Source organism: Notoacmeibacter ruber, from assembly GCF_003668555.1.
GTDB lineage: Bacteria > Pseudomonadota > Alphaproteobacteria > Rhizobiales > Rhizobiaceae > Notoacmeibacter > Notoacmeibacter ruber.
The window spans coordinates 1,503,206-1,523,397 of the sequence record NZ_RCWN01000001.1; the positions used below are offsets into that span (position 1 = coordinate 1,503,206).

The 20,192-nt window shown below is 60.1% G+C and carries 14 protein-coding genes; 3 read left to right on the forward strand and 11 right to left on the reverse strand.

Annotation, left to right across the window (positions count from 1 at the left end):
• Window positions 1–39 precede the first annotated feature (39 nt).
• From D8780_RS07115 to D8780_RS07135, 5 genes are all read right to left on the reverse strand, one after another.
• Window positions 40–1,140, reverse strand: coding sequence for an ABC transporter ATP-binding protein (locus D8780_RS07115; protein ID WP_121644978.1), 1,101 nt, complete (start codon window positions 1,138–1,140; stop codon window positions 40–42).
• Window positions 1,141–1,226: 86 nt separating this feature from the next.
• A complete protein-coding gene (nagZ, locus tag D8780_RS07120) occupies window positions 1,227–2,243 on the reverse strand; it encodes a beta-N-acetylhexosaminidase (RefSeq protein WP_121644979.1) in 1,017 nt (338 codons plus the stop codon).
• A gap of 157 nt (window positions 2,244–2,400) precedes the next feature.
• A complete protein-coding gene (locus D8780_RS07125; RefSeq protein WP_121644980.1) occupies window positions 2,401–5,124 on the reverse strand; it encodes an SPOR domain-containing protein in 2,724 nt (907 codons plus the stop codon).
• A 118-nt stretch (window positions 5,125–5,242) separates the two neighbouring features.
• Window positions 5,243–6,994 carry an arginine--tRNA ligase gene (gene argS / locus D8780_RS07130; protein WP_121644981.1) on the reverse strand — a complete coding sequence of 584 codons (1,752 nt, stop codon included), beginning with the start codon at window positions 6,992–6,994 and terminating at the stop codon, window positions 5,243–5,245.
• Between the two features lie 77 nt (window positions 6,995–7,071).
• Window positions 7,072–8,286, reverse strand: a complete 1,215-nt coding sequence (locus tag D8780_RS07135) for a deoxyguanosinetriphosphate triphosphohydrolase (RefSeq protein ID WP_121644982.1) — start codon at window positions 8,284–8,286, stop codon at window positions 7,072–7,074.
• 110 nt (window positions 8,287–8,396) lie between these two features.
• On the opposite strand from D8780_RS07135, the gene erpA reads away from it, so the two are divergent.
• Window positions 8,397–8,723 (forward strand): iron-sulfur cluster insertion protein ErpA, encoded by a 327-nt coding sequence (gene erpA / locus D8780_RS07140; RefSeq protein WP_121646425.1) that lies wholly within the window; start codon window positions 8,397–8,399, stop codon window positions 8,721–8,723.
• A 72-nt stretch (window positions 8,724–8,795) separates the two neighbouring features.
• Complete coding sequence (gene xth, locus D8780_RS07145; RefSeq protein WP_121644983.1) at window positions 8,796–9,593, forward strand: exodeoxyribonuclease III; 798 nt, start codon at window positions 8,796–8,798, stop codon at window positions 9,591–9,593.
• A 16-nt stretch (window positions 9,594–9,609) separates the two neighbouring features.
• Here xth and D8780_RS07150 read toward each other — a convergent pair whose 3' ends face one another.
• Together D8780_RS07150 and D8780_RS07155 are read right to left on the reverse strand one after the other, a co-directional pair.
• Window positions 9,610–10,410, reverse strand: a complete 801-nt coding sequence (locus D8780_RS07150; protein WP_245412283.1) for a tetratricopeptide repeat protein — start codon at window positions 10,408–10,410, stop codon at window positions 9,610–9,612.
• A 192-nt stretch (window positions 10,411–10,602) separates the two neighbouring features.
• The gene (locus tag D8780_RS07155) at window positions 10,603–11,580 is read right to left on the reverse strand and encodes a TerC/Alx family metal homeostasis membrane protein (RefSeq protein ID WP_121644984.1); all 978 of its coding nucleotides are present in this window, start codon (window positions 11,578–11,580) and stop codon (window positions 10,603–10,605) included.
• A 253-nt stretch (window positions 11,581–11,833) separates the two neighbouring features.
• Between D8780_RS07155 and D8780_RS07160 the strand changes: the two genes are divergently transcribed.
• Window positions 11,834–13,690: a transglycosylase domain-containing protein gene (locus D8780_RS07160; protein WP_147440294.1), complete on the forward strand. Its 1,857-nt coding sequence runs from the start codon at window positions 11,834–11,836 to the stop codon at window positions 13,688–13,690.
• Between the two features lie 6 nt (window positions 13,691–13,696).
• On the opposite strand, the gene D8780_RS07165 is transcribed toward D8780_RS07160, so the two are convergent.
• The 4 genes from D8780_RS07165 to D8780_RS07180 all read right to left on the reverse strand — a co-directional run bounded on the left by D8780_RS07165 (window position 13,697) and on the right by D8780_RS07180 (window position 20,036).
• Entirely contained in the window at window positions 13,697–16,588 is a 2,892-nt protein-coding gene (locus D8780_RS07165; RefSeq protein WP_121644986.1) for a valine--tRNA ligase, read from the reverse strand.
• A gap of 100 nt (window positions 16,589–16,688) precedes the next feature.
• The gene (locus D8780_RS07170; protein ID WP_121644987.1) at window positions 16,689–17,720 is read right to left on the reverse strand and encodes a PopZ family protein; all 1,032 of its coding nucleotides are present in this window, start codon (window positions 17,718–17,720) and stop codon (window positions 16,689–16,691) included.
• Window positions 17,721–17,856: 136 nt separating this feature from the next.
• A complete protein-coding gene (locus D8780_RS07175; protein WP_245412284.1) occupies window positions 17,857–19,260 on the reverse strand; it encodes a TolC family outer membrane protein in 1,404 nt (467 codons plus the stop codon).
• Window positions 19,261–19,379: 119 nt separating this feature from the next.
• Window positions 19,380–20,036, reverse strand: a complete 657-nt coding sequence (locus tag D8780_RS07180; RefSeq protein WP_121646428.1) for a protein-L-isoaspartate O-methyltransferase family protein — start codon at window positions 20,034–20,036, stop codon at window positions 19,380–19,382.
• Between the last annotated feature and the right edge of the window lie 156 nt (window positions 20,037–20,192).

A 20,192-nucleotide genomic window follows, 5' to 3' on the forward strand; every position in this document is an offset into this window, starting at 1 on the left:
CTTTTCCTCAATCCCCGGCGTTGGAACCTCGATGTAGGCCTAGTCGGGCTTCGATGCAAACACAAGAACGTCTGAACGACGCAATGAAAGCCTGACTTTTTTTACCTCGGGCGGCAGATAGCCTTCGCGTATCGTCGCCCGGACCCGCTCTTCCGCCCCGGCCACGGCGAGCTCTAGAATTTCACTCACTCCGAGAAACCGGCGCTTGACGATTCGCGCCTCGATGTCTCCCTCAGCTTCGGAAACCCCGATACCCACTAGCCGAATGGCGACATGGACTGTGGAGCCGTTGACGAAGCCTCTCGCCTCCATGATGCCCAGCGGCGTCTCGACGGTGCCGTTCTCGACCGTCCCCTTGAACAGGTTTACTTCGCTGAAGAAACGTGCGGTGAAGAGGTCGACAGGCTGATGATAGAGTGTCTCGGCCGTACCCACCTGAACGACGCGACCGTCCTTCAAGAGCGCAATCCGGTCGGCGATGCGCATCGCTTCTTCCGCGTCATGTGTCACGATGATCGCCGTGGTCCGGCTTTGCCGCAAGATAGCAAGCGTCTCGGCCCTCACCGTGTCCTTCAGGCGCGAATCGAGGCCCGAGAACGGCTCGTCCATCAACAGCACGGCCGGCCGCGGGGCAAGTGCGCGGGCAAGGGCGACTCTCTGTTGCTGCCCGCCGGAAAGCTCATGCGGATAAGCATCAACCTTATCGGAAAGGCCGACCCGCGCCAAAGCCACCCTGGCTTCCGCGGCACCATCCTTGCGGCTTAATTCCGTCAGGCCGAAACGGGTGTTTTCCAGCAAGGTCAGGTGCGGAAACAGCGCGAAATCCTGAAACACCATTCCAATGGAGCGTTTTTCCGGGGGCAGAAAATGCGACGGCCCGGCAATCTCCCTGTCATTCAGCATGACCCGTCCGGCACGTTGAGGCTCGATCCCGGCCGCAATGCGCAGAAGGGTCGATTTACCCGACCCGGAAGGCCCAAGCAGGCAGAGAACCTCACCGGCTTCGGCGACCAGATTGACGTCATTGAGAACCGGCTTTTCGTCGTAGGCATGTTCGACATGCTCGAAGGCCAGACGCGCCGCGAAACTGACACCCACGGATGTGGGCAGATCATCGACCTTCTTATGAATTACGGACATTCGATCACGCTTCGCTTTATCCATCGCCTCCGTCGTGAAGCATGGAACTGGCTCGGGTCAATATCCAGACTCAAGAAAGAAGGAATTCAGGCCAGAACGGCCGTCAGTTCCTCAAACTCCGAGCGGCATGCGCCTTCATCGGCATAATCTTGTCGGCCCAGCGGTTTCAAGGCGCGCTCCGCGCGCTCGGCAATTAGACCAGTCACTGCGGGCGTACGGCTCGCCAGATCGATCATCTCGTGCAATTCACCGTTACAGTGCAGCGCCATATCGCAACCGGCGGCAAAAACGTCAGCTGCGCGCTGGGCATAGCTACCGCTCATCGCATGCATGCAGAGATCGTCGCTCATCAAGAGGCCGTCAAAGCCGATCTCGCCGCGAATGATCTCCTCGACGACCTTGCGGGACGTCGTCGCCGGTCGATCCGCATCGAGAGCCGAATAGATGACATGCGCCGTCATGCCCATCACGGCTTCATTCAAACCACGAAACGGCGCGAAATCCTGTTTCAACTCGTCAAGCGAAGCATCCACCACCGGCAGTTCAACATGGCTGTCAGCACCCGCGCGACCGTGTCCCGGAATGTGCTTGATGACCGGCAGAAGCCCCCCGTCGAGCAGGCCCTGCATGACGGCGCGGCCGATAGCCTCGACCTGCTCGGGCTGATGGCCGTAGGCCCGATCTCCGATAATATCGTGCGCACCAGCTACGGGAACGTCAAGGATCGGCAGGCAATCGGCATTGATGCCGTAGCGGGCGAGGTCGAATGCATGCAGGCGAGCGAGAAGCCATGCCGCGCGAAGGCCCTCGTCACGATCGCGCTCGTAGATACGACCAAGAACCGCTCCTGGCGGATAATGGGGTGCCAGCGGTGGCGTCAGGCGCTGAACGCGCCCGCCTTCCTGATCGATGAATACGGGCATGTCCGGGCGACCGACACAATCCCGAACCGAAGCCACGAGGTCGGTTAATTGGTCCGCCCCGCCGATATTGCGCGAAAAGACGATAAATCCCCACGGCCGCTCATCGCGGAAGAAGGCGATCTCATCGTCCGTTAGCGCCTTTCCGGCAGCTCCGACGATCATGGCTTTCGATTCGGTCATGGATGATGGTTGCGCCGGTTGAGCGTGGTCTGAAAGAGTAAGAAAACGTTTTGCACGGGGAAAGTTCACCAGTGCCAGTGTCGCCGCCACACCAGCGGTGAGCCCGAGCGCCGTACGTCGTGTGAATGGCCTCATGCGCTCACCGTGGGTGCGTTGATCAGCGGCGTGGCAGGCAATCGCCTCCGGCAGACTTGATCTGTCCGCAAAGGGCCTGCGCATCGGAGAAGCTGGATGCCGAGATATTGACGCGATAATAGGTCCCGCGCCCTGGAATATCCGCGGGCACGATGTTTACGCCACGACCGGAAAGCAACGATCCATAGCGCTGGCTCATCGCGGTGTAGCTGACCTGAGCCGCCTCGCGGGACGGATGCGAGGAGATCTGCACCCAGGCCGCAGGCGTCGCACCCGAAGACGTGGTTTCTGCAACCGGCGCCTGTGCGACCGACGCGGATGCCTGCGTGTTTTCTACCGAAGCAGTTTGCTGCGGCGTGACCCGGCCAACATTCGGTCGAACCTGCGGCAGTGGGATTTCGACGATTTGCGCGGCAATCGACGCAGCATCGGGATCATCGTCCACCGCCTCGGCGGCCGCGGCTTCCGTCGCGCTGGAGGCTAGCGATTCGGTCGACGCATCACCGCTAGCAGGCGCAAGAGCAACCTCCAGGCCGCTCTGATCGTTCGCGCCACCATTCTCATCGATGGTTGACGCAGCCGAAGCACTCGCAGTGTCGGGAGCGAGAGCGCCCGCATCGGGATTCGCTGCCTTCTCGGCTGCATCCGCGCTGACGACGGCTGTCGCGCCGGCGGCAGTCGAACCTGTGGCCGCGACATTGCTCGATGCTCCTCTCGGAACGATCGAGCCGTCAGGCTTCACGATGAAGGTACGCACCTTTCGTGGCTCAATGGACACCACATTCGGGCGATCCGCTGTGCCACCTTCGACATCTTCGGCTGCAATACGGGTTTCGTCCTTACTGGCGATCTCGAGCGGTTGCTCCGTCGTATCGACCAGCTGATCCTGTCGGGGTTGCTCTCCGTCGCGTCCTTCGACGGTCTCGTAGACCTCGTTTTCAGCGACGGCGGATTTCGCAGCGGTCGATTCAGCCGGCTTTACCTTTACCGGCTCGCTGTCGGCCCGCACGATGGCAACGTCGCCATCCGACTCTCCGCCAGAGAAATAGGCATAACCGCCGCCGGCCAGAAGCAGTACCGCGAGTGCGACACCCCCGTAAAGCCCGTAGCGGGAAAACGACGAACCCCGGCTCGGTGGCAGAGCACCAAGCCGCTGATCACTGTCGGCAAAATCGTGACGGAAGTCTTCCGAATCTTCGGCAGGCGATAGCTGGCTCACATCAAAGGCAGGATCGGCAGCGGCCGTGGCGTACAACCATTCCGCATTACCATTCCGCTCGATGGCACCATCAGCATCGGCAGACAGGTTTTCCGCGTCATCATCGGACGCCGCATAGACGTCCTGAGGCGCGGCCGTCATGCCCTCGGCACGAAGGATATCGGCGAACTCGTCCGCCAGCGCATCCTCTTGTAGTGTAGTGCCGGCGTTCGTCTCCCCGGAAGACAATTCCGGAAGATCAAGCGGCTCGGTAGCAGGAACAACGGCTTCGTCATAAACGCGTGTTTCGATTTCCGGGGCTTCTGGATCGCCATAGTCCGAAACATCTGCGACAGGTTCTTCGGCAGCGCTATCGTACGCTTCATAGGCGGCCGCCGAGACTACAGCGACCATCGCCTCATCCTCGTGATCGATCATCGAGCGATCGTCCGCCGCCTCGGATCCGTCTCCATCAAGCTCGAACTGAAAATCATCTTCGGAGACCGCGGAAGTGTCCTCATACGAAACCGCATCGTCATACGATAGATGATCGTCGTTGCTGGCATCCGCGCTGTCGAGAATCTCCGTCAATTCAGCAGTTTCCGTTTGCGAGGCCTGCGCCCCCGGCTGCATATCGGCCGCACCGAGTGTTTCCCAAACGGCTCTGGCATCTTCATCACCGGCCGTAGCGGTCATCTCATCATAAGAAACCGGGGCCTCTGCCTGATCCGCATCGGCAAGGTCTTCGCGCAAAGCCGCATCGAATGCGTTGGCAAAGTCCTCTTCATCGAATTCGGCGGCAGTGAGCGTTTCCTCTGCTTCAGCAGGTCGCTCGTCGAAAAAATTGCTCTCATCGAACTCGGTCATGTCGAGATCGTTGGCATCGAGATCGATATCGAACTCATCGGGGCTGGAGGCGGACAGGGAGACATCTTCCATATCGTTGCCGGCAGCCGAAGCCTCATGAGACGCGTCCGGCATCGGCTCGATCCCGTCTTTTTGGAGAAACTCATCAGGCCGAGACGCGGGCAGGTCCGAGCCTGACAAAATAAGGTCGAGATCGTCCATCTCGCGGGCTTCCACAGCCACCGAAGACTCATCAGAAAGAGCCGGTTCAGGAGCGTCAAGCTCACTACGCTCGGCCTCGAAATCATCCGGACCGATGTTCGAAACTACGGCCTCTTGGTCAGAGTTCTCAGGCGAGACCGCTGCGTCCGAGGGTGAGGCATGCCAACCCTCTGTGACGGCCTGACTTTCGGTTTCGACAGGATCGTCGACACCGGAGAAATCGAAATTCGGTTCGTTGTCGCCATAGGCCGGCGATTCGGTCGTAGGCTCTTGCGGGTCGCGCAGCAGTTCGTCGTCCTGCATCGGGACAAATGAGGCATCCAGCATTTCTGCCAGATGCGACTCGACCGGCTCGTCTGCCGGATCATCGGCCCGTGATGAATTATCGAGCCCGATAATACGCGTCAGCTCGGCCAGCGGATCGTCGTCCGCTAGCGAGAAGTCGCGATCAGAAGGCTTCTTCTGCGAATTGGCTGCCATAATTTTCTCCGCACGCCATACCTGCTCGGAGCGCTGCAGGCATCCGGCCCCACTGTGGCCGGATAGCAACGCAATGTGGGCAAATGGTGACGGTAACTATGCAGACGCCTTGACAGATCTAGCGCATCTCTTCCGGAGCTGAGGCACCGGTGACCGCAAGACCCGCAGAAAGAACATTCCGCACGGCCATCACCAGACCCAACCTGGCTCGCGTCAACACTGCATCATCATGCTTAACGAACCGTAACTGAGCGTTCTCGGTCCCGCGATTGTAATGGGTATGGAAAGCACTGGCGAGATCGTAGAGGTAAAAGGCAACACGATGCGGCTCCATCGCGGTCGCCGCCGACTCGACCAGGCGCGGCCACTCGGCGAGCTTACGGATGAGCGCGATCTCGCCTTCGTCCGTCAATTGATCCGCGCCCTGACCGATCCCCTCCTGTGCGGCGACCTCGGGCCCGAAAGCCTCGACGGCCTGGCGAATGATCGAATGAGCGCGTGCGGCGGCGTATTGCACGTAAAAGACCGGATTATCCTTGCTTTGCTCGGTCACCTTCGCGAAATCGAAGTCGAGCGGCGCATCGGCCTTGCGGTAAAGCATCATGAAGCGGACAGCGTCGACACCCACCTCATCGACAACGTCGCGAAGCGTAACGAAATTACCCGTCCGCTTGCCCATGCGAACCGGCTCGCCTTCCCGGTACAGCTTGACAAGCTGGCAGAGCAGAACATCGATATCGATCGTCTCGGAGATCGCGCGTGCCAGCGCCTCCATGCGCTTGACGTAGCCGCCATGATCGGCGCCGAGCACGAAGATCAGCTTGTCGAAGCCGCGCTCGAACTTGTCTTCCATATAGGCGACATCTGCGGCGAAATAGGTGTAGGCGCCGTCGCTCTTGACGAGCGGCCGATCCATATCGTCCCCGACCTCGGTCGAGCGGAAAAGGACCTGCTCGCGGTCCTCCCAGTCTTCCGGCAGTTGACCCTTCGGCGGAGGCAAAGTGCCCTCATAGACGAAACCTTTCTGCCGCAGACCCTCGACAGCTGCACCGATCTTTCCGCCATTGTCGCCGTGAAGAGTCCGCTCTGAGAAGAAAACGTCATGCCGGATGTTGAGGGCGGCCAGATCTTCACGGATAAGATCCATCATCATCGAGACGGCCTTGTCCTTGGCGATAGCGAGCGCATCCGCTCCGCTCATGTCCAGCAAGGCGCGGCCATGCTCTTCGGCCAGCGCCGTGCCGACCGGAACCAGATAATCGCCCGGATAGAGCCCTTCGGGAATTGAGATCGTCTCGCCGAGCGCCTCGCGGTAACGCAGAATCACCGATTCACCGAGAACGTTGATCTGCCCGCCCGCATCGTTGACATAATATTCGCGCGTGACGGCGTAGCCTGCGAAAGCGAGAAGTCGTGCCAGCGCATCGCCGACGACCGCACCACGGCAATGGCCGACATGCATCGGGCCTGTCGGATTGGCGGAGACATATTCCACATTCGTTGCGCGACCCGCCCCAAGATCGGAGCGGCCATAATCCTCGCCAGCATCGAGCATAGTCCGCAACTGACTGTGCCAGAAACCGTCAGAGAGCCGCAGATTGATGAAGCCGGGCCCCGCCACCTCAATCGAGGAGACGTCCTCATCCTTGGCCAGTTCATCGGCGATGTTCTGCGCCAGATCACGCGGTTTCATGCCGAGGGATTTCGCCAGGACCATGGCCACATTGGAGGCAAGGTCACCATGGGCAGGATCGCGCGGCGGCTCAACCGTCAGGCGTGACAGATCAGGCGACACACCCTCTTTATCTTTAAGATCAAGAGATTGGACGACCGAACGGATTCTCTGCGCGAAATCGGCAAAAAGGTTCATAGGAGTTCTCGTTTCTTATCGGCGGCAGGGTCTCTGAACGGCGAGCCACGTCGGGCTGCCGCGTAGCCGATCGCTTGTCAGGCGTCAAACAGCCGTTCGATCTCTTTCAGGGCGTAACTGTCGGTCATACCGGCGATAAAGTCGGCTACGATACGTGCTGCTCGCGCCTCATCACCCTGTAACACCGCCTCACGCCGCCACTCGGAAGGAATCGAGGATAGATCTGTGATATAGCGCTCGAACAAGCGTGTGACTGTGTCTTCGGCCAAGGCCCGAAACGTCATGATGCCCGGCGCGCGATACATGCGATCGAAGAGAAAGGCCTTCAGCAGACGGTCCGTCTCTCTCATCTCCGGCGAAAAACCGACAGTCTGCGAACCGCGGCGGCGGATCGCGTCAGCATTCTCGGGCTTCTCTTGCGAGATGATCGTACGCGCGCCTTCGATCACGTCTTCCACCATAGCGGTGATCTGACGGCGCTGAAATTCGTGAGTGATGCGCGAAAACTCCAGCCCCGGCCAGCGGTCCCTCACCTCATTCAGCGTGTCTGCAACGAAGGGGACCGCCTCGGCCAAATCGTCGAGCGTGAAGAGCCCGGCACGAATGCCGTCATCAATATCGTGCGTGTTGTAGGCGATGTCGTCGGCAATGGCGGCCGCCTGCCCTTCAATGCCGCACCACTCGGACAGTCCCAGAGGAAATTGCGCATCGAACTCCAGAAAATAGGCAGGCACTGTCTCATCGGCCGAAGCACCGTCTCCCGTTACCGGCCCGTTATGCTTGACCAAACCGTCCAGCGTTTCCCAGCACAGATTGAGCCCATCGAAGGCGGCATAACGCCGCTCCAGCTTGGTGACGACCCGTAGCGATTGCGCATTATGATCGAAGCCGCCGAACGGCTTCATCATCGCATTGAGCGCATCTTCGCCGGCATGACCGAATGGCGTATGGCCGAAATCATGGCAAAGCGCGACCGCTTCCGCAAGATCCTCGTCGGCTTCCAGGGCACGGGAAATCGCTCGCGCGATCTGCGAGACCTCGATCGTATGTGTTAGCCGGGTCCGATAATGATCGCCGTCATCGCTGATGAAGACCTGTGTCTTGAGCTTGAGCCGGCGAAAGGCCGTGGAATGGATGATTCGATCTCGATCGCGCTGAAATGCCGTCCGCGTTGGGCTTTCGGGTTCGGGGATCAATCGGCCTCGTGTCGCTTCCGGGTCACACGCCCAGGGGGCGCGAGGCCTGTAGCCGAAACCGATTCCGGTCAATCTGGATGAGGCGTCTTCTTGCATTTCGTTCTCTTGCTTCGAGTAGCCTGCGTTGACGTTACGCCGAATGCTTCTTACCTCTGTCAGGAAACCAGACAAAGGCGACCTGCGCCATGAATGCTATCGACCATCCCATGAAAACGGTCAGCATCACTGAGAGTGCTGCCAAGCGCATCGTGCGCATCGTCGACGATTCGGAAGACAAGATCGGCCTTCGCGTCACCGTCGAGGGCGGCGGGTGCTCGGGCTTCTCCTATCTGATCGACCTGACCGATTCCAGGAACGATGACGACAAGGTGTTCGAGCGTGACGGCGCCAAAGTCCTGATAGATGAGCTTTCCATGGTTTACATGGCGGGTTCGCAGATCGATTTCGTCGACGATCTGATCGGCCAGGCCTTCAAGATCGACAATCCGAACGCCGTCGCCTCGTGCGGCTGCGGCACCTCCTTCTCTATCTGAGATCGTCTGCCGCTTTACCTCGCCTTCGTGTCCCGCTAGGTCCTTCAGCCTGAGTATGGGAGACCGGGCAGCATGAAGATCGCGACCTTCAACATCAACGGCATCAAGGCACGCCTCGATGTTCTGCTGGCCTGGCTGGATGAAAGCCAGCCGGATATTGTCGGTCTCCAGGAGATCAAGAGCCAGGATGAAACCTTTCCTCGCTCGGCGCTTGAAGATCGTGGCTGGCATGTCGAGACACATGGCCAGAAAGGTTTCAACGGCGTCGCCCTGATCTCAAAGACCCCGCCTTCGGAAGTCAATCGCGGCCTGCCAGGGGACGATAATGGCGACGCCGACGAACAGGCCCGCTTTATCGAAGGCGTGTGGGAAACGGCGGACGGGCCGCTGCGTGTCGTCTCGCTCTACCTTCCCAATGGCAACCCCGTCGGCGAGGATCGCAAATGGGGCTACAAGCTGCGGTGGATGGAACGTTTGCAGCTCTGGGCACGCGAACGGCTGGATTTCGAGGAGATGCTGGTTCTCGCCGGTGACTACAACGTCATCCCTCAGCCCCGCGATGCCCGGCATCCGGAGAACTGGAGCGACGACGCGCTGTTCCAGCCTGAGAGCCGCGAAGCCTTTCGCAAATTGCTGGCCCTCGGCTTTACCGATGCCATAAGGGCCTGCCAGAGCGAAGGCGATATCTACACGTTCTGGGACTATCAGGCCGGCGCCTGGCAGAAGAACAACGGCATCCGCATCGACCACATGCTTCTTTCACCGGAAGCTGCCGATCGCCTGGTTTCAACCGATGTGGAAAAGCACGTCCGAGCCTGGGAAAAGCCGTCCGACCATGTGCCTGCCATCGTTAATCTGCGTTTGAGTTGATCCGGGTCGGAAACCGCTATTCCGCGCTGACGACGATCTCGCCAAGCTGGTGACGGCTCATTTCATAGGCCAGTCGCCGTTCGGCCTCCGAAGCCAAACCGAAAGCCTGTTCCTGCCGCTGGCGGATCCAGCCGCGGTCGTTGCTGCCTGCCTTGTTCAGCGCTGTCGTCAGCATCGCCAGTCCCTCGACGGTCCGCCCCTTCTGGAAAAGCAGGTCTCCGAGTAGAGCTTGGGCGCCGGCATGGCCCTTGCCCGCTGCAAGCTGCAGCCAGCGCGCCGCACGGCGAAGGTTGCGCTGCTCGTCCAGAAGCATGTGACCGATCTCGAACTGCGCCTGTGTGTTACCGTAAACGGACGCGGCGCGAACATAGAGATCCATGGCCGCGCTTTCATTGGGCCGCACTTCCGTATTGGCTATGCCGGTGCGGAAATAACGCGCCAGCGCCACAAGCGCGTCGGAAACGAAAATTTCTTCCTGCGAGCCGGGAACGGCTCCATCGTCCACGATCTTCCGGAACATCTGGAAAGCGCGATAATCATCTTCAGCGATGCCATCGCCATCAGCATACATCCGCGCCATTTTCCACTTGGCGCCGGCATGTCCTTCCTGAGCGGCCTTAGCATAGGCGGCAAGCGCCCCGTCCTTGTCTCCACTACGATAGAGTTGGTAGCCGCTGCGAAACTGCGCCCACGGATCCGCGCTGCGCTCGCCCTCGTCGGCGGCAAGCGCACTTGTCCCGATCGAAACGACCAACGCTGCAGCAGCCACGAACGGCCCACAAAAATCCCACGGTGATGAGCGTCGCAAACGCATCATCGCATCCTCTCTCATGCCCCTTTACCCAACCGGATCATCTCATCGAACCGGTCGCCATCCCCTTAAGAGATGATCACGCCGTCCACGCAGCGGCGTCGTCCTCTCACCTGTAACGGGTTTGTGGCGGCATCCGGGCACAGTTCCGAATCGCACGCCGCTTTCCAGCGACGTGACGCGAGTCTGTTGCGCAATTCACACAGATTCGTGCCGAGCCTCGGACTCGTCTCCCATGGGGCCGGACTTGCCGTGCTCGGGATCGGAAGCTGGAAACAGCCGCGACAGTATTATGCCTCCGGCGAGGATAAAGAGTGTACCGAGAAGGACAGCCATGGACGGAACGTGAACCACCTCGTGCAGGAGCATACGCGCGCCGATCAAGACGAGGATCAGCGCGAGAGCGGGCTCCAGAAAGCGGAAATGCCGCATTACTCCCGCCAGAATGAAGAACAGGACGCGCAAACCCAAAATCGCGAAAACATTGGACGAGAACACAATGAAGGCGCGGTCCGACACGGCAAGCACGGCCGGAATGGAATCGACAGCAAAGATCAGATCCGTCACCTCGACGGTGACCAGAACGATGAAGAGGGGAGTCATCCAATAGCGGCCATCGCGCCGGATCAGAAAACGCTCGCCATGATATCTGTCGACGGCGCGGCCCGTTTTCATCAGTAGACGGACAGTTCGGCTCTGCTGCGGGTCGAATTCCTCGCTGCTGTCGCCGAACATCATTTTCGCGCCGGATACCAGCAGGATCAGTCCGAGCACGTAACCAATCCAGTAATAGCGATCGACCAGTTCCGCACCTGGCAGGATAAGCGAAAGCCGGATCAGGATTGCCCCCGCAATACCGTAGAAAAGCACTCTGTGCTGGGCCTCCTCAGGAACCGAGAACGCCTTGAAGATCAGGGCAATGACAAAGATATTATCGAGGGAAAGCGAGACCTCGATCAGATAGGCTGTCAGAAATTCCGAGCCCGCATCCGGTCCATCCAGCGTGAAGAGAGCTGCGGCGAAAAGGAAAGCAAGCGCCACATAGCATGACCAGGTGATGACTGCTTCGCGAACGCCGATAATGTGCGCTTTGCGGTGAAAGACAAAGAGGTCGAGAAAGAGAAGAAGAGCGACGCCCGACAGAAATGCTGGCCAGAGATAGGGAAAGTCGAGCACGTTCGTGTCTGTCCACTTCAGGGTGAGAGGAGGCGCGGTAAACTTCTGTATGGTTCGTGACCAAGAGATAAGAAGGCCAGTGCCAAGATAGAAGCCCGTGGCGTGGCTTCCTGTCCGGTTATCCGGTCATCTTGACGCCACGTTGCCGAAACTGAATGTCGACGCGGTGCGTACCGCAGATTCTTGCAAAACCAAAGGAGTCGACACAATCCGTCGCATTCTGTCCGGTATAGGTGATCTTCTGGCGGCTATCGTGCTTCTTGGCACAGCCATCGTTGCATGCGCCGGTGTGTGGTTGGCCAGCATGACGGTCGATGGCGACTATGACCGCGCGTCTCTCCATCACCGCGCTTACTCGTCTTGGGCTCACGTCGACCCGGGAACAAACGGCATTCGTAGCCAGGATGTCCAGATCGTCGCTCCTCTGCATCTGCAACCGCACCAGATCTCGGAAACCGTGCGAGAGGCATTCCTGACGGCCGAGGATCGCTGGTTCGAGGTGCATCCGGGCTTCAACCCGCTCACCTTCGGCCGCGCCATCCTTCAGGAGATGCAGGCGACGCTCGGGTTTGGGGGTAGCGGCGGCGGTGGCTCGACCATCACCCAGCAACTGGTCAAGAACCTCATTCTGACCAGTGAGCGGGACTATCTCAGGAAATTTCGTGAACTGCTGATCGCTTTGCGTCTGGAGACCATCTTCAGCAAGGACGAAATCCTTGCCATGTATCTCAACAACATTTTCTTCGGTCACGGCGCCTACGGCATCGAAGCGGCGTCACGCACCTATTTCGGTCGTAGCACGGTTTGGCCCCGGCGTAGCGGCACGATCAACATCGGCGAAACCGCATTACTCGCGCTCAGCGTTCGCGCGCCTTCGCGCAGCAACCCCGATAATGGCCGCGTACGTCTCGAAAGCGAAGCACGCCAGCTCATCAGCGCTATGAAGACACGAGGCTTCCTGACCGCTGCGGAGGCGAGAAATGCCGACGCGCAACTGCATCGCGCCAAGGGCGATCTCGACTGGGCCATGCATATTGCTCGAGCTCGCGATTTCGCGCTTGGCGTGGGCCTGCCGGAAGACCTTCAGAACCGAGCACAGCCAATGGTGGTCTCCACAACGCTTGAGCCGGAGGCCCAGCTCTATGCCGACCGGGCGGTTGAGCGTCTGCTGCAACGCGCGCGCAGAGTGGATTCCGCCTATGATGATGCAGCTGTGGTCATTCTTCGGCCCGACGGGGCCATCGCAGCCATGTCTGCCGCACAATCCTATCGCGATGCGGGTGGCTTCAACGTGCTGGCCGAAGGACGGCGATCGCCGGGCTCCACGATAAAGCCCTTCATCTATCTGTGCGCCTTCGCCGATGGAAAGACGCTGGAAACCCCTGTCCAGGACACCGCCAAGGAGTTCCGCGATGGATGGACGCCGCGCAATAGCGATGGGCGCTATCTCGGCCGGATGACGGCAGGCCGCGCACTGGCCTTGTCGCGCAATCCGCCCGCTGTCGCCCTATGGTTCGATTACGCGAACTGTTTCAATCGAACCATGCAGCAACTTGGAATCAGCGGCACGTTGCCGAACCAGCCGAGCGCCGTTCTCGGAACAGCTTCGGTGGCACCCCTCGATATCGCCCGCTGGTATGCGACGCTTGCGAATGGTGGTCGTACGGTCGAGCCCTATGCGATCTGGCACGCCAGAAGCACGGAGGGTCGAACCATCTATCACCATGAACTGCCGCCTGCCGAACCGACCCTGCTCTCTACGAACCGCTCTGCGCGCTGCACTCTCGAACGTGGTCTGAAAGGCGTCGTATCGTCAGGGGGAACGGGAAAACGCGCCGCGTTCGCCCATCCTATGGCCGGCAAGACCGGCACCAGCCAGAACGGTCGTGATGCCTGGTTCGTCGGCTATACCGGCCGCTATGTCGCGGTGGTCTGGCTGGGCGCCAAGCAGCGAACCCCGAAGCAAGCCATATCGGGTAGCGGCCTGCCGGCGCTTATCTTCGCCAATATGATGGCCACCCTCCATCAGGGCAAAGCGCGTCTGCCCCTGCCTTGCGACAGCCGGTCGCCGAGACCCGAAGGCCCCGGCGACCTAGCGCTGACGGACTGACGCTCGTCAGGAACGAAGATTGGCGACAGCCAGTTCTAGCCGCGCCGCCTGACGCGAAAGTTCGGCCGCTTTTTCCCGTTCGGCAGCGACAACTTCGGGGTCCGCCTTGGCGACGAACTTCTCGTTGGCAAGTTTCTTTTCGCTACGCGCAAGGTCATCCCTCGCCCCTTTCAGGGCCTTCTCCAGACGAAGGGTCTCGGCATCGATATCGATGAGTTCTCCAAGCGGCAGACAGAAGGTCGATTCGCCAATCACGACCTGGGCAGACCGTGGCGGAGCTGCCTCCTGATGATCGATGCTCTCGATGCGAGCCAAGCGTTCGATCGCGGAATGATGGTGACTGAGCCGGCGCTTCGTTTCGTCCGGTGCGCCCGTCACGACCAGAGGCGCCTTTGCCGCGGCCGGAACATTCATCTCGGCTCTGAGCGAGCGAACACCGCTGATGACATCGATCAGCCAGTTGATCTCCAGCGCAGCATCTTCGTCCCGCATTTCAGCGCGGGGCCATGCAGCATGGCAGAGCAAACCGTCGCGCTCCGCAGTGCCAGCCCAGAGCTCCTCGGTCAGGAACGGCATGAACGGATGCAGCAGCGCGAACGACTGGTCGAGAACATAGCCGAGGCAGGCGCGTGCTTCGGCTTTCGCCGTTTCATCTTCACCGTTGAAAACCGGCTTCAGCAGTTCGAGGTACCAGTCGCAGAGATGGTTCCATACGAACCGGTAGAGAGCCCCGGCAGCCTCGTTGAAGCGATAGTCGCCGAGCGCCTTGTCGACCGTGTCGACGGTGCGGGATAGCTCGGTCAGGATCCAGCGATTGAGCTGGTCGCTGGCCGAGGCCGGATCAAAATCGCCGCCATGGACCGCACCGTTCATACCGGCGAAGCGCACCGCGTTCCAAAGCTTCGTGCCGAAGTTGCGATAGCCGGCGATCCGCTGTTCGTCGAGCTTCACGTCGCGACCCTGTGCGGCCATGATCGCCAGAGTGAAACGCAGGGCGTCCGCGCCATATTCATCGATCAGCTTGAGCGGATCGATAACGTTGCCCTTGGATTTGCTCATCTTCTGGCCGTGCTTGTCGCGCACGAGCGCATGGACATACACCGTCTCGAACGGCTCCTTCTCCATGAAGTGAAGCCCCATCATCATCATCCGAGCCACCCAGAAGAAGATGATGTCGAAACCCGTGACCAGAACATTCGTCGGATACCAGGTCGCCAGTTCCTTGGTCTCGTCGGGCCAGCCCAGCGTAGAGAAAGGCCAGAGCGCCGAGGAGAACCAGGTGTCGAGGACGTCGGGATCCCGGGTCAGAAGATCGCCCGGCTCCAGATTTTCCAGCTTCTCCTCGACGAAGGCCTTCCACGGTCCTTCATGAGCGATGTAGTGCTGGATGGCGGCGCCAAGCGCCTCCTCCTCGGTCTTGCGAACAAAAACCTGTCCATCGGGACCGTACCAGGCCGGAATGCGATGGCCCCACCAGAGCTGCCGCGAGATGCACCACGGCTCGATATTCTCCATCCACGCAAAGTACGTGTTTTCCCAGTTCTTCGGCACGAAGTTCGTGCGTCCCTCCCGGACCGACTCGATCGCCGGCTCGGCCAGAGTCTTGGCGTCGGCAAACCACTGATCGGTCAACATCGGCTCGATGACATCACCGGACCGATCGCCAAAGGGCTGCATGATCTTCTTGTTTTCGACCAGAGGGATCGTCTCTCCCTCTTCATTGGTCACGGTAACCGCAAGGCCCTCTGCATTGATCGCTTCGACCACACGTTTGCGGGCCTCGTAACGATCGAGGCCTCTCAGCTCATCGGGAACCAGATTGATCGCGTCGACCGTGACCGGGTCCGGCTTTTCGCCGGAGCGGACCAACGCCATCGCCTTTGCGGCCTCATCAGCGTAAGGCTCTCCATCGGCGCGCATCTGTGCCTTTTCGTCCATCAGCCGATAGAGCGGAATATCGTTACGCTGAGCGACGCCATAGTCGTTGAAATCGTGCGCGCCGGTGATCTTAACGGCTCCGGAACCGAATTCGGGATCCGGATACTCGTCGGTGATGATTGGAATCAGGCGGCGATGCTCTCTAGGGCCGACCGGAATTTCGCAAAGTTTGCCGATGATTGGCGCATAGCGCTCGTCCGATGGATGGACGGCAACCGCTCCGTCGCCCAGCATCGTCTCCGGCCGGGTCGTGGCGATTGAAATGTAGTCGCGCGTTTCACGAAGGGTTTCGTTGCCCTCCGCATCCTTCTCGACATATTCGTAGGTCTCGCCGCCGGCCAGCGGATATTTGAAGTGCCACATATGGCCGTCGGCTTCCTTGTTCTCCACCTCCAGATCGGAGATGGCCGTCTCGAAAGTCGGATCCCAGTTCACCAGCCTTTTGCCGCGATAGATCAGGCCCTCATCATAGAGCCGAACGAAGACCTCGAGCACGGCTTCCGAGAGACCGTCATCCATCGTGAACCGCTCGCGGCTCCAGTCGCAGGAGGCCCCGAGGCGCTTCAACTGGTTGAAGATCGTGCCGCCCGATTCCTCTTTCCACTGCCAGATACGTTCGACGAAGGCATCTCGGCCCATGTCCCGCCGGCCCTGTTCTCCCCGCTCGGCCAGTTGGCGCTCGACGACCATCTGCGTTGCGATACCGGCATGATCCATGCCCGGCTGCCACAAAACATTGTCGCCCAACATACGACGCCAGCGGATCAGCACATCCTGCAACGTATTGTTGAGGGCATGGCCCATATGCAGCGAGCCGGTTACATTCGGAGGCGGAATGACGATGCAGTAAGGATCCGCGCCTGACTTGGACCCCGCGCCGGCAGCGAAAGCATCGGCATCATCCCAGCGTGCAGCGATCTTCGGTTCGATGGAGGAAGCGTCGTAAGTCTTGTCCAGCATGGCCTTCGGGTCCTTTTAGGGAAGGCCATGCATATCGCGAGCGTGCGCCCCGAAGTCAACCGAACTTCTGGCAGCGACCTGGTTTGTGCGCCGAACCTAGTCAGCCGCCCTGAGCGATCCGTTCGATTTCTTCCTTCACGAGACGCTCCACAAGCGTCGGAAGATTGTTGTCCAGCCAATCCTGAAGCATCGGCCGCAGCATCTCTTCGGCCATCTCGTCGAAATTGCGCTGCCGGCTGGCAAAGAACGCCTCTTTCAATTGTCCGAAGGAGTCGGCCACGGCACGTCCGGCCTCGCGAGAGAGGATCGGCGTCAGCCCGCCCGCAATGTCCAGCTCCCGGTCAGTCGAGGCGGCCGGTTCGGAAGGGCGGGACGCCGGCTGGCTCGGCAGCGACTGACGTTCAAGGGCCTTGCCGCGCTCAAGACGCTCGGCAACGGCGCGGAAACTATCTTCCGACGGCACCCTGTGCGGCATATCCGCTACCTTTTCAGCAGGGGAAGTCGCATCGTCTGGCGTTGCGGTTTCAGCGCTTGCAGTCGTCTCGGTCGCTTCGGTCTCTGGCTCTGATTCCACCTCAACCTCAGCCTCAGCCTCGGTCAAATCGTCGTCGCTTTCGGAGATCAACGAAGACTGCCAGCTTGGCGTTTCCGGTTTCGCGTCGACCTCATCCTCGGAAGTCCCGCCAAAATCATCGGCCGAGCGCGAAAGCCGTGCCTGAATGTCGGCGAGGCTGAGCGGGCGGCTGACTTGCGGTTCGCCCGATGCGACAGAAGGAGAAATCTCCTCCTTTTCAGCGAAGACCTCTTTTGCAGCAGGAGGCGGTGCCGGCGACGTATCGGTGACTGCTTCGCGGAAGGCGTTCAGTTCCGCTTCACCGGCTGCGATCACATCGCTGTCGACATCGTCGCCGTTATCATCGTCAAAGCTGACGAAATCATCGAGAACAGTGCTGGCCTCGTCGCTCTCGTCTTCATCGCGGTAGCGGTCGAACCCGGTCGTCTGTCGCTCATACCGCTCCTTCTGCCCTTCGGCAGCCGAAGCCGCTGCATCCGATTCCTCGATAATCTTGCGAATGGATGCGAGTATCTCATCCATCGAAGCCTCGCGTGCAGCACCGCTAGCCTGCGACATTACTACGCCCTCTCCCCGAACATTATCCGGTCTATGGCAATACGAATCGCCCTGACCCTACCGGAGGCCGGATCGGATGAGAATCCCTCTCACACCGTCACGGGTGGCGATTCACAGCTATCGGAGTCAGCGGTTTTCAGCGGCCGTCGGGCGTCCGCAAGCCATACCAGGCGTCCTCGACCGCTTCCAGATGCTCGTCCGGATCGTGGCGCTTCACGCCAAGACCAAGCGAATCGGCGGTCAGACGTCCGGTGGCCGAAAGAATACCGAGCGATGCGACAACCGCATCGCGCTCCGCCCCCACCTGGGTGACCTGCGCCGTGATGAGAGCCGACTGTGCATCCAGAACGTCAAGCGTCGTGCGCTGCCCGACATTTCGCTCCTCAATGACCCCGTTCAGGGCCAGCGTCTGAGCTCCGATCAGATCGAGGCCGGCGGTGATGGCCTCGCGGGCAGCGACATACTGGTTCCACGCGGCGATCACATTGGCGCGCACCTGATCGATAGTGACGTCGACATTGATCCGCGCCTGGCTGAGCTGTTCCTTGGCCTGCCGGGTCTGGGCCGAAGCGATGCCGCCCTGATAGATCGGTACGGTGACCTGCGCACCGATCGTCGCCGTCAGCGTGTCCGTCGACGATGAGGGCGCCGGGCCGTCGATGGAAGTATCGCTGAACCCCTGCTCGATTGAGGCCGTCGCACCCACCTGAGGCATGAAGGCGCCTTCACGCGACTTGACGGTGAAACTGGATGCATCGACGAGGTGCCGGTTGGCCTGAATCGCCGGATGGTTGTTCAAGGCGATGGCCATAGCGGTATTGAGCGAACCGGGAAGGTTCTTCGTCAGCGGCGAGGTCGGCCGCAGGTCGCCGGGCATGCGACCAACGACCTGGCGATAAGTGGCTTCGCTGACCGCTAGATTGGAACGCGCCAGATAGAGCAGCGCCTGCGCCTGCGAGAGCGACGCCTGCGCCTGCGAAACGTCCGTCCGGGTCGATTCGCCCACATCGAAACGGGCCCGGGCACTGCGAACCTGCTCGCGCAGGAATTCAAGGTTGCGCGTCCGAAGGTTGACGAGTTGGCGGTCCCGCAGAACGTCCATATAGGCCGTACCGGCGTTAAAGAGCGTATTCTGCTCGGTATTCACCAGATTGGCCTGGCTGGCATACACATTCGATTCGGCAGACCTGACATTGTTACGGGTCTGAAACCCGTCGAAGAGGGTCTGATTGATCTGAACGCCGAAATCGATCGAAAGCGTATCGGAATCCCTGGTCGTGGTCGCGCCGGCGGACGACGTTTCCTGACGCTGGGCGACACCGGCCAGCGAACTCGTCGCGCTGATCTGTGGCCGCATCCCGCCCTTGGCGATCGGGATATTCTCATCGGCCACGCGGACGCCCGCACGAGCACTGTTGAGGTTCGCATTATAACCATAGGCCGACGCCATCGCGCCGAAGATCGTTTCCGCATTTGCCGGAGCAGTTGCCAATGCGAAAGCGCATGAAAAGCTTATCACCTTGAGAGTGTTACGGAACACGTTCTCATCCAATCGCAGTACTTTGACTCTTACGTTTTCGTACGGGGCCGGATCGAAGAGGTCCAGTCCCAAGAGCCGAGCATCGAAATCGCTTCCGAAGATCGGCCATCAGGTGTGTCTCAAAAGACAAAGCCGGGCTGACGACGAAATCCGGGAACCGGTTTGACAGCGCAATTGAACGCCGTCCTGCCGCCGCCGACTCCGTTACCGCCAATATAGAGAACGGCGTTGGCGGCATTGCCGTGACCTTCAACGGTCACAAGGCGGCCGCCCGGCTTGAGCTGCTTGAGAATCGCATCGGGCACATAGTCCACCGCTCCGCCGATCAGAATGACGTCGAACGGCGCTTCGTCCTCACACCCATTTTCCGGATTGCCGTTGAGCACAGCAACATTGTCGTAACCGAGGGCCGAAAGACGCTCGCTCGCTGTTTCCGAAAGGCCTTCATCAGGCTCGATGGCAATCACGCTCGAGGCGATCGTCGCCATGATTGCCGAGGAATAACCCGTGGCGCAGCAGAGATCGAGAACGACGTCGCTGGCCTTCACATCCGCCAGCTGGACCATCTTAGCCAGGGGCCCCGGCTCGATAAGGTAGCGCGCCGGCGCCACTTCGATGTCCTCATCGATATAGGCGAGATCGCGAAGCCGCGATGGCACGAACTCCTCGCGCGGAACGTTAAGGAAGGCCTCGAGCACCGGTAGTGCCGTCACGGCGGTCGTCCGTAACTGTCCATCAACCATCTTGCGGCGAAGCTCTGTAAAACCCTGGCTCATCATCATCCCCATTACGCTGCGCGGATCGTCTCCGGCAGGCGGATATTCGATCAGGTCGATAGCAACAAGCCTGCGGCATCGCAAGGCGGCAGCCTTCCCATCTGATCTTGCCAAGCGCCTACAAAATTGCGCCACGCTCGCGGTGAAGAGGGCTTG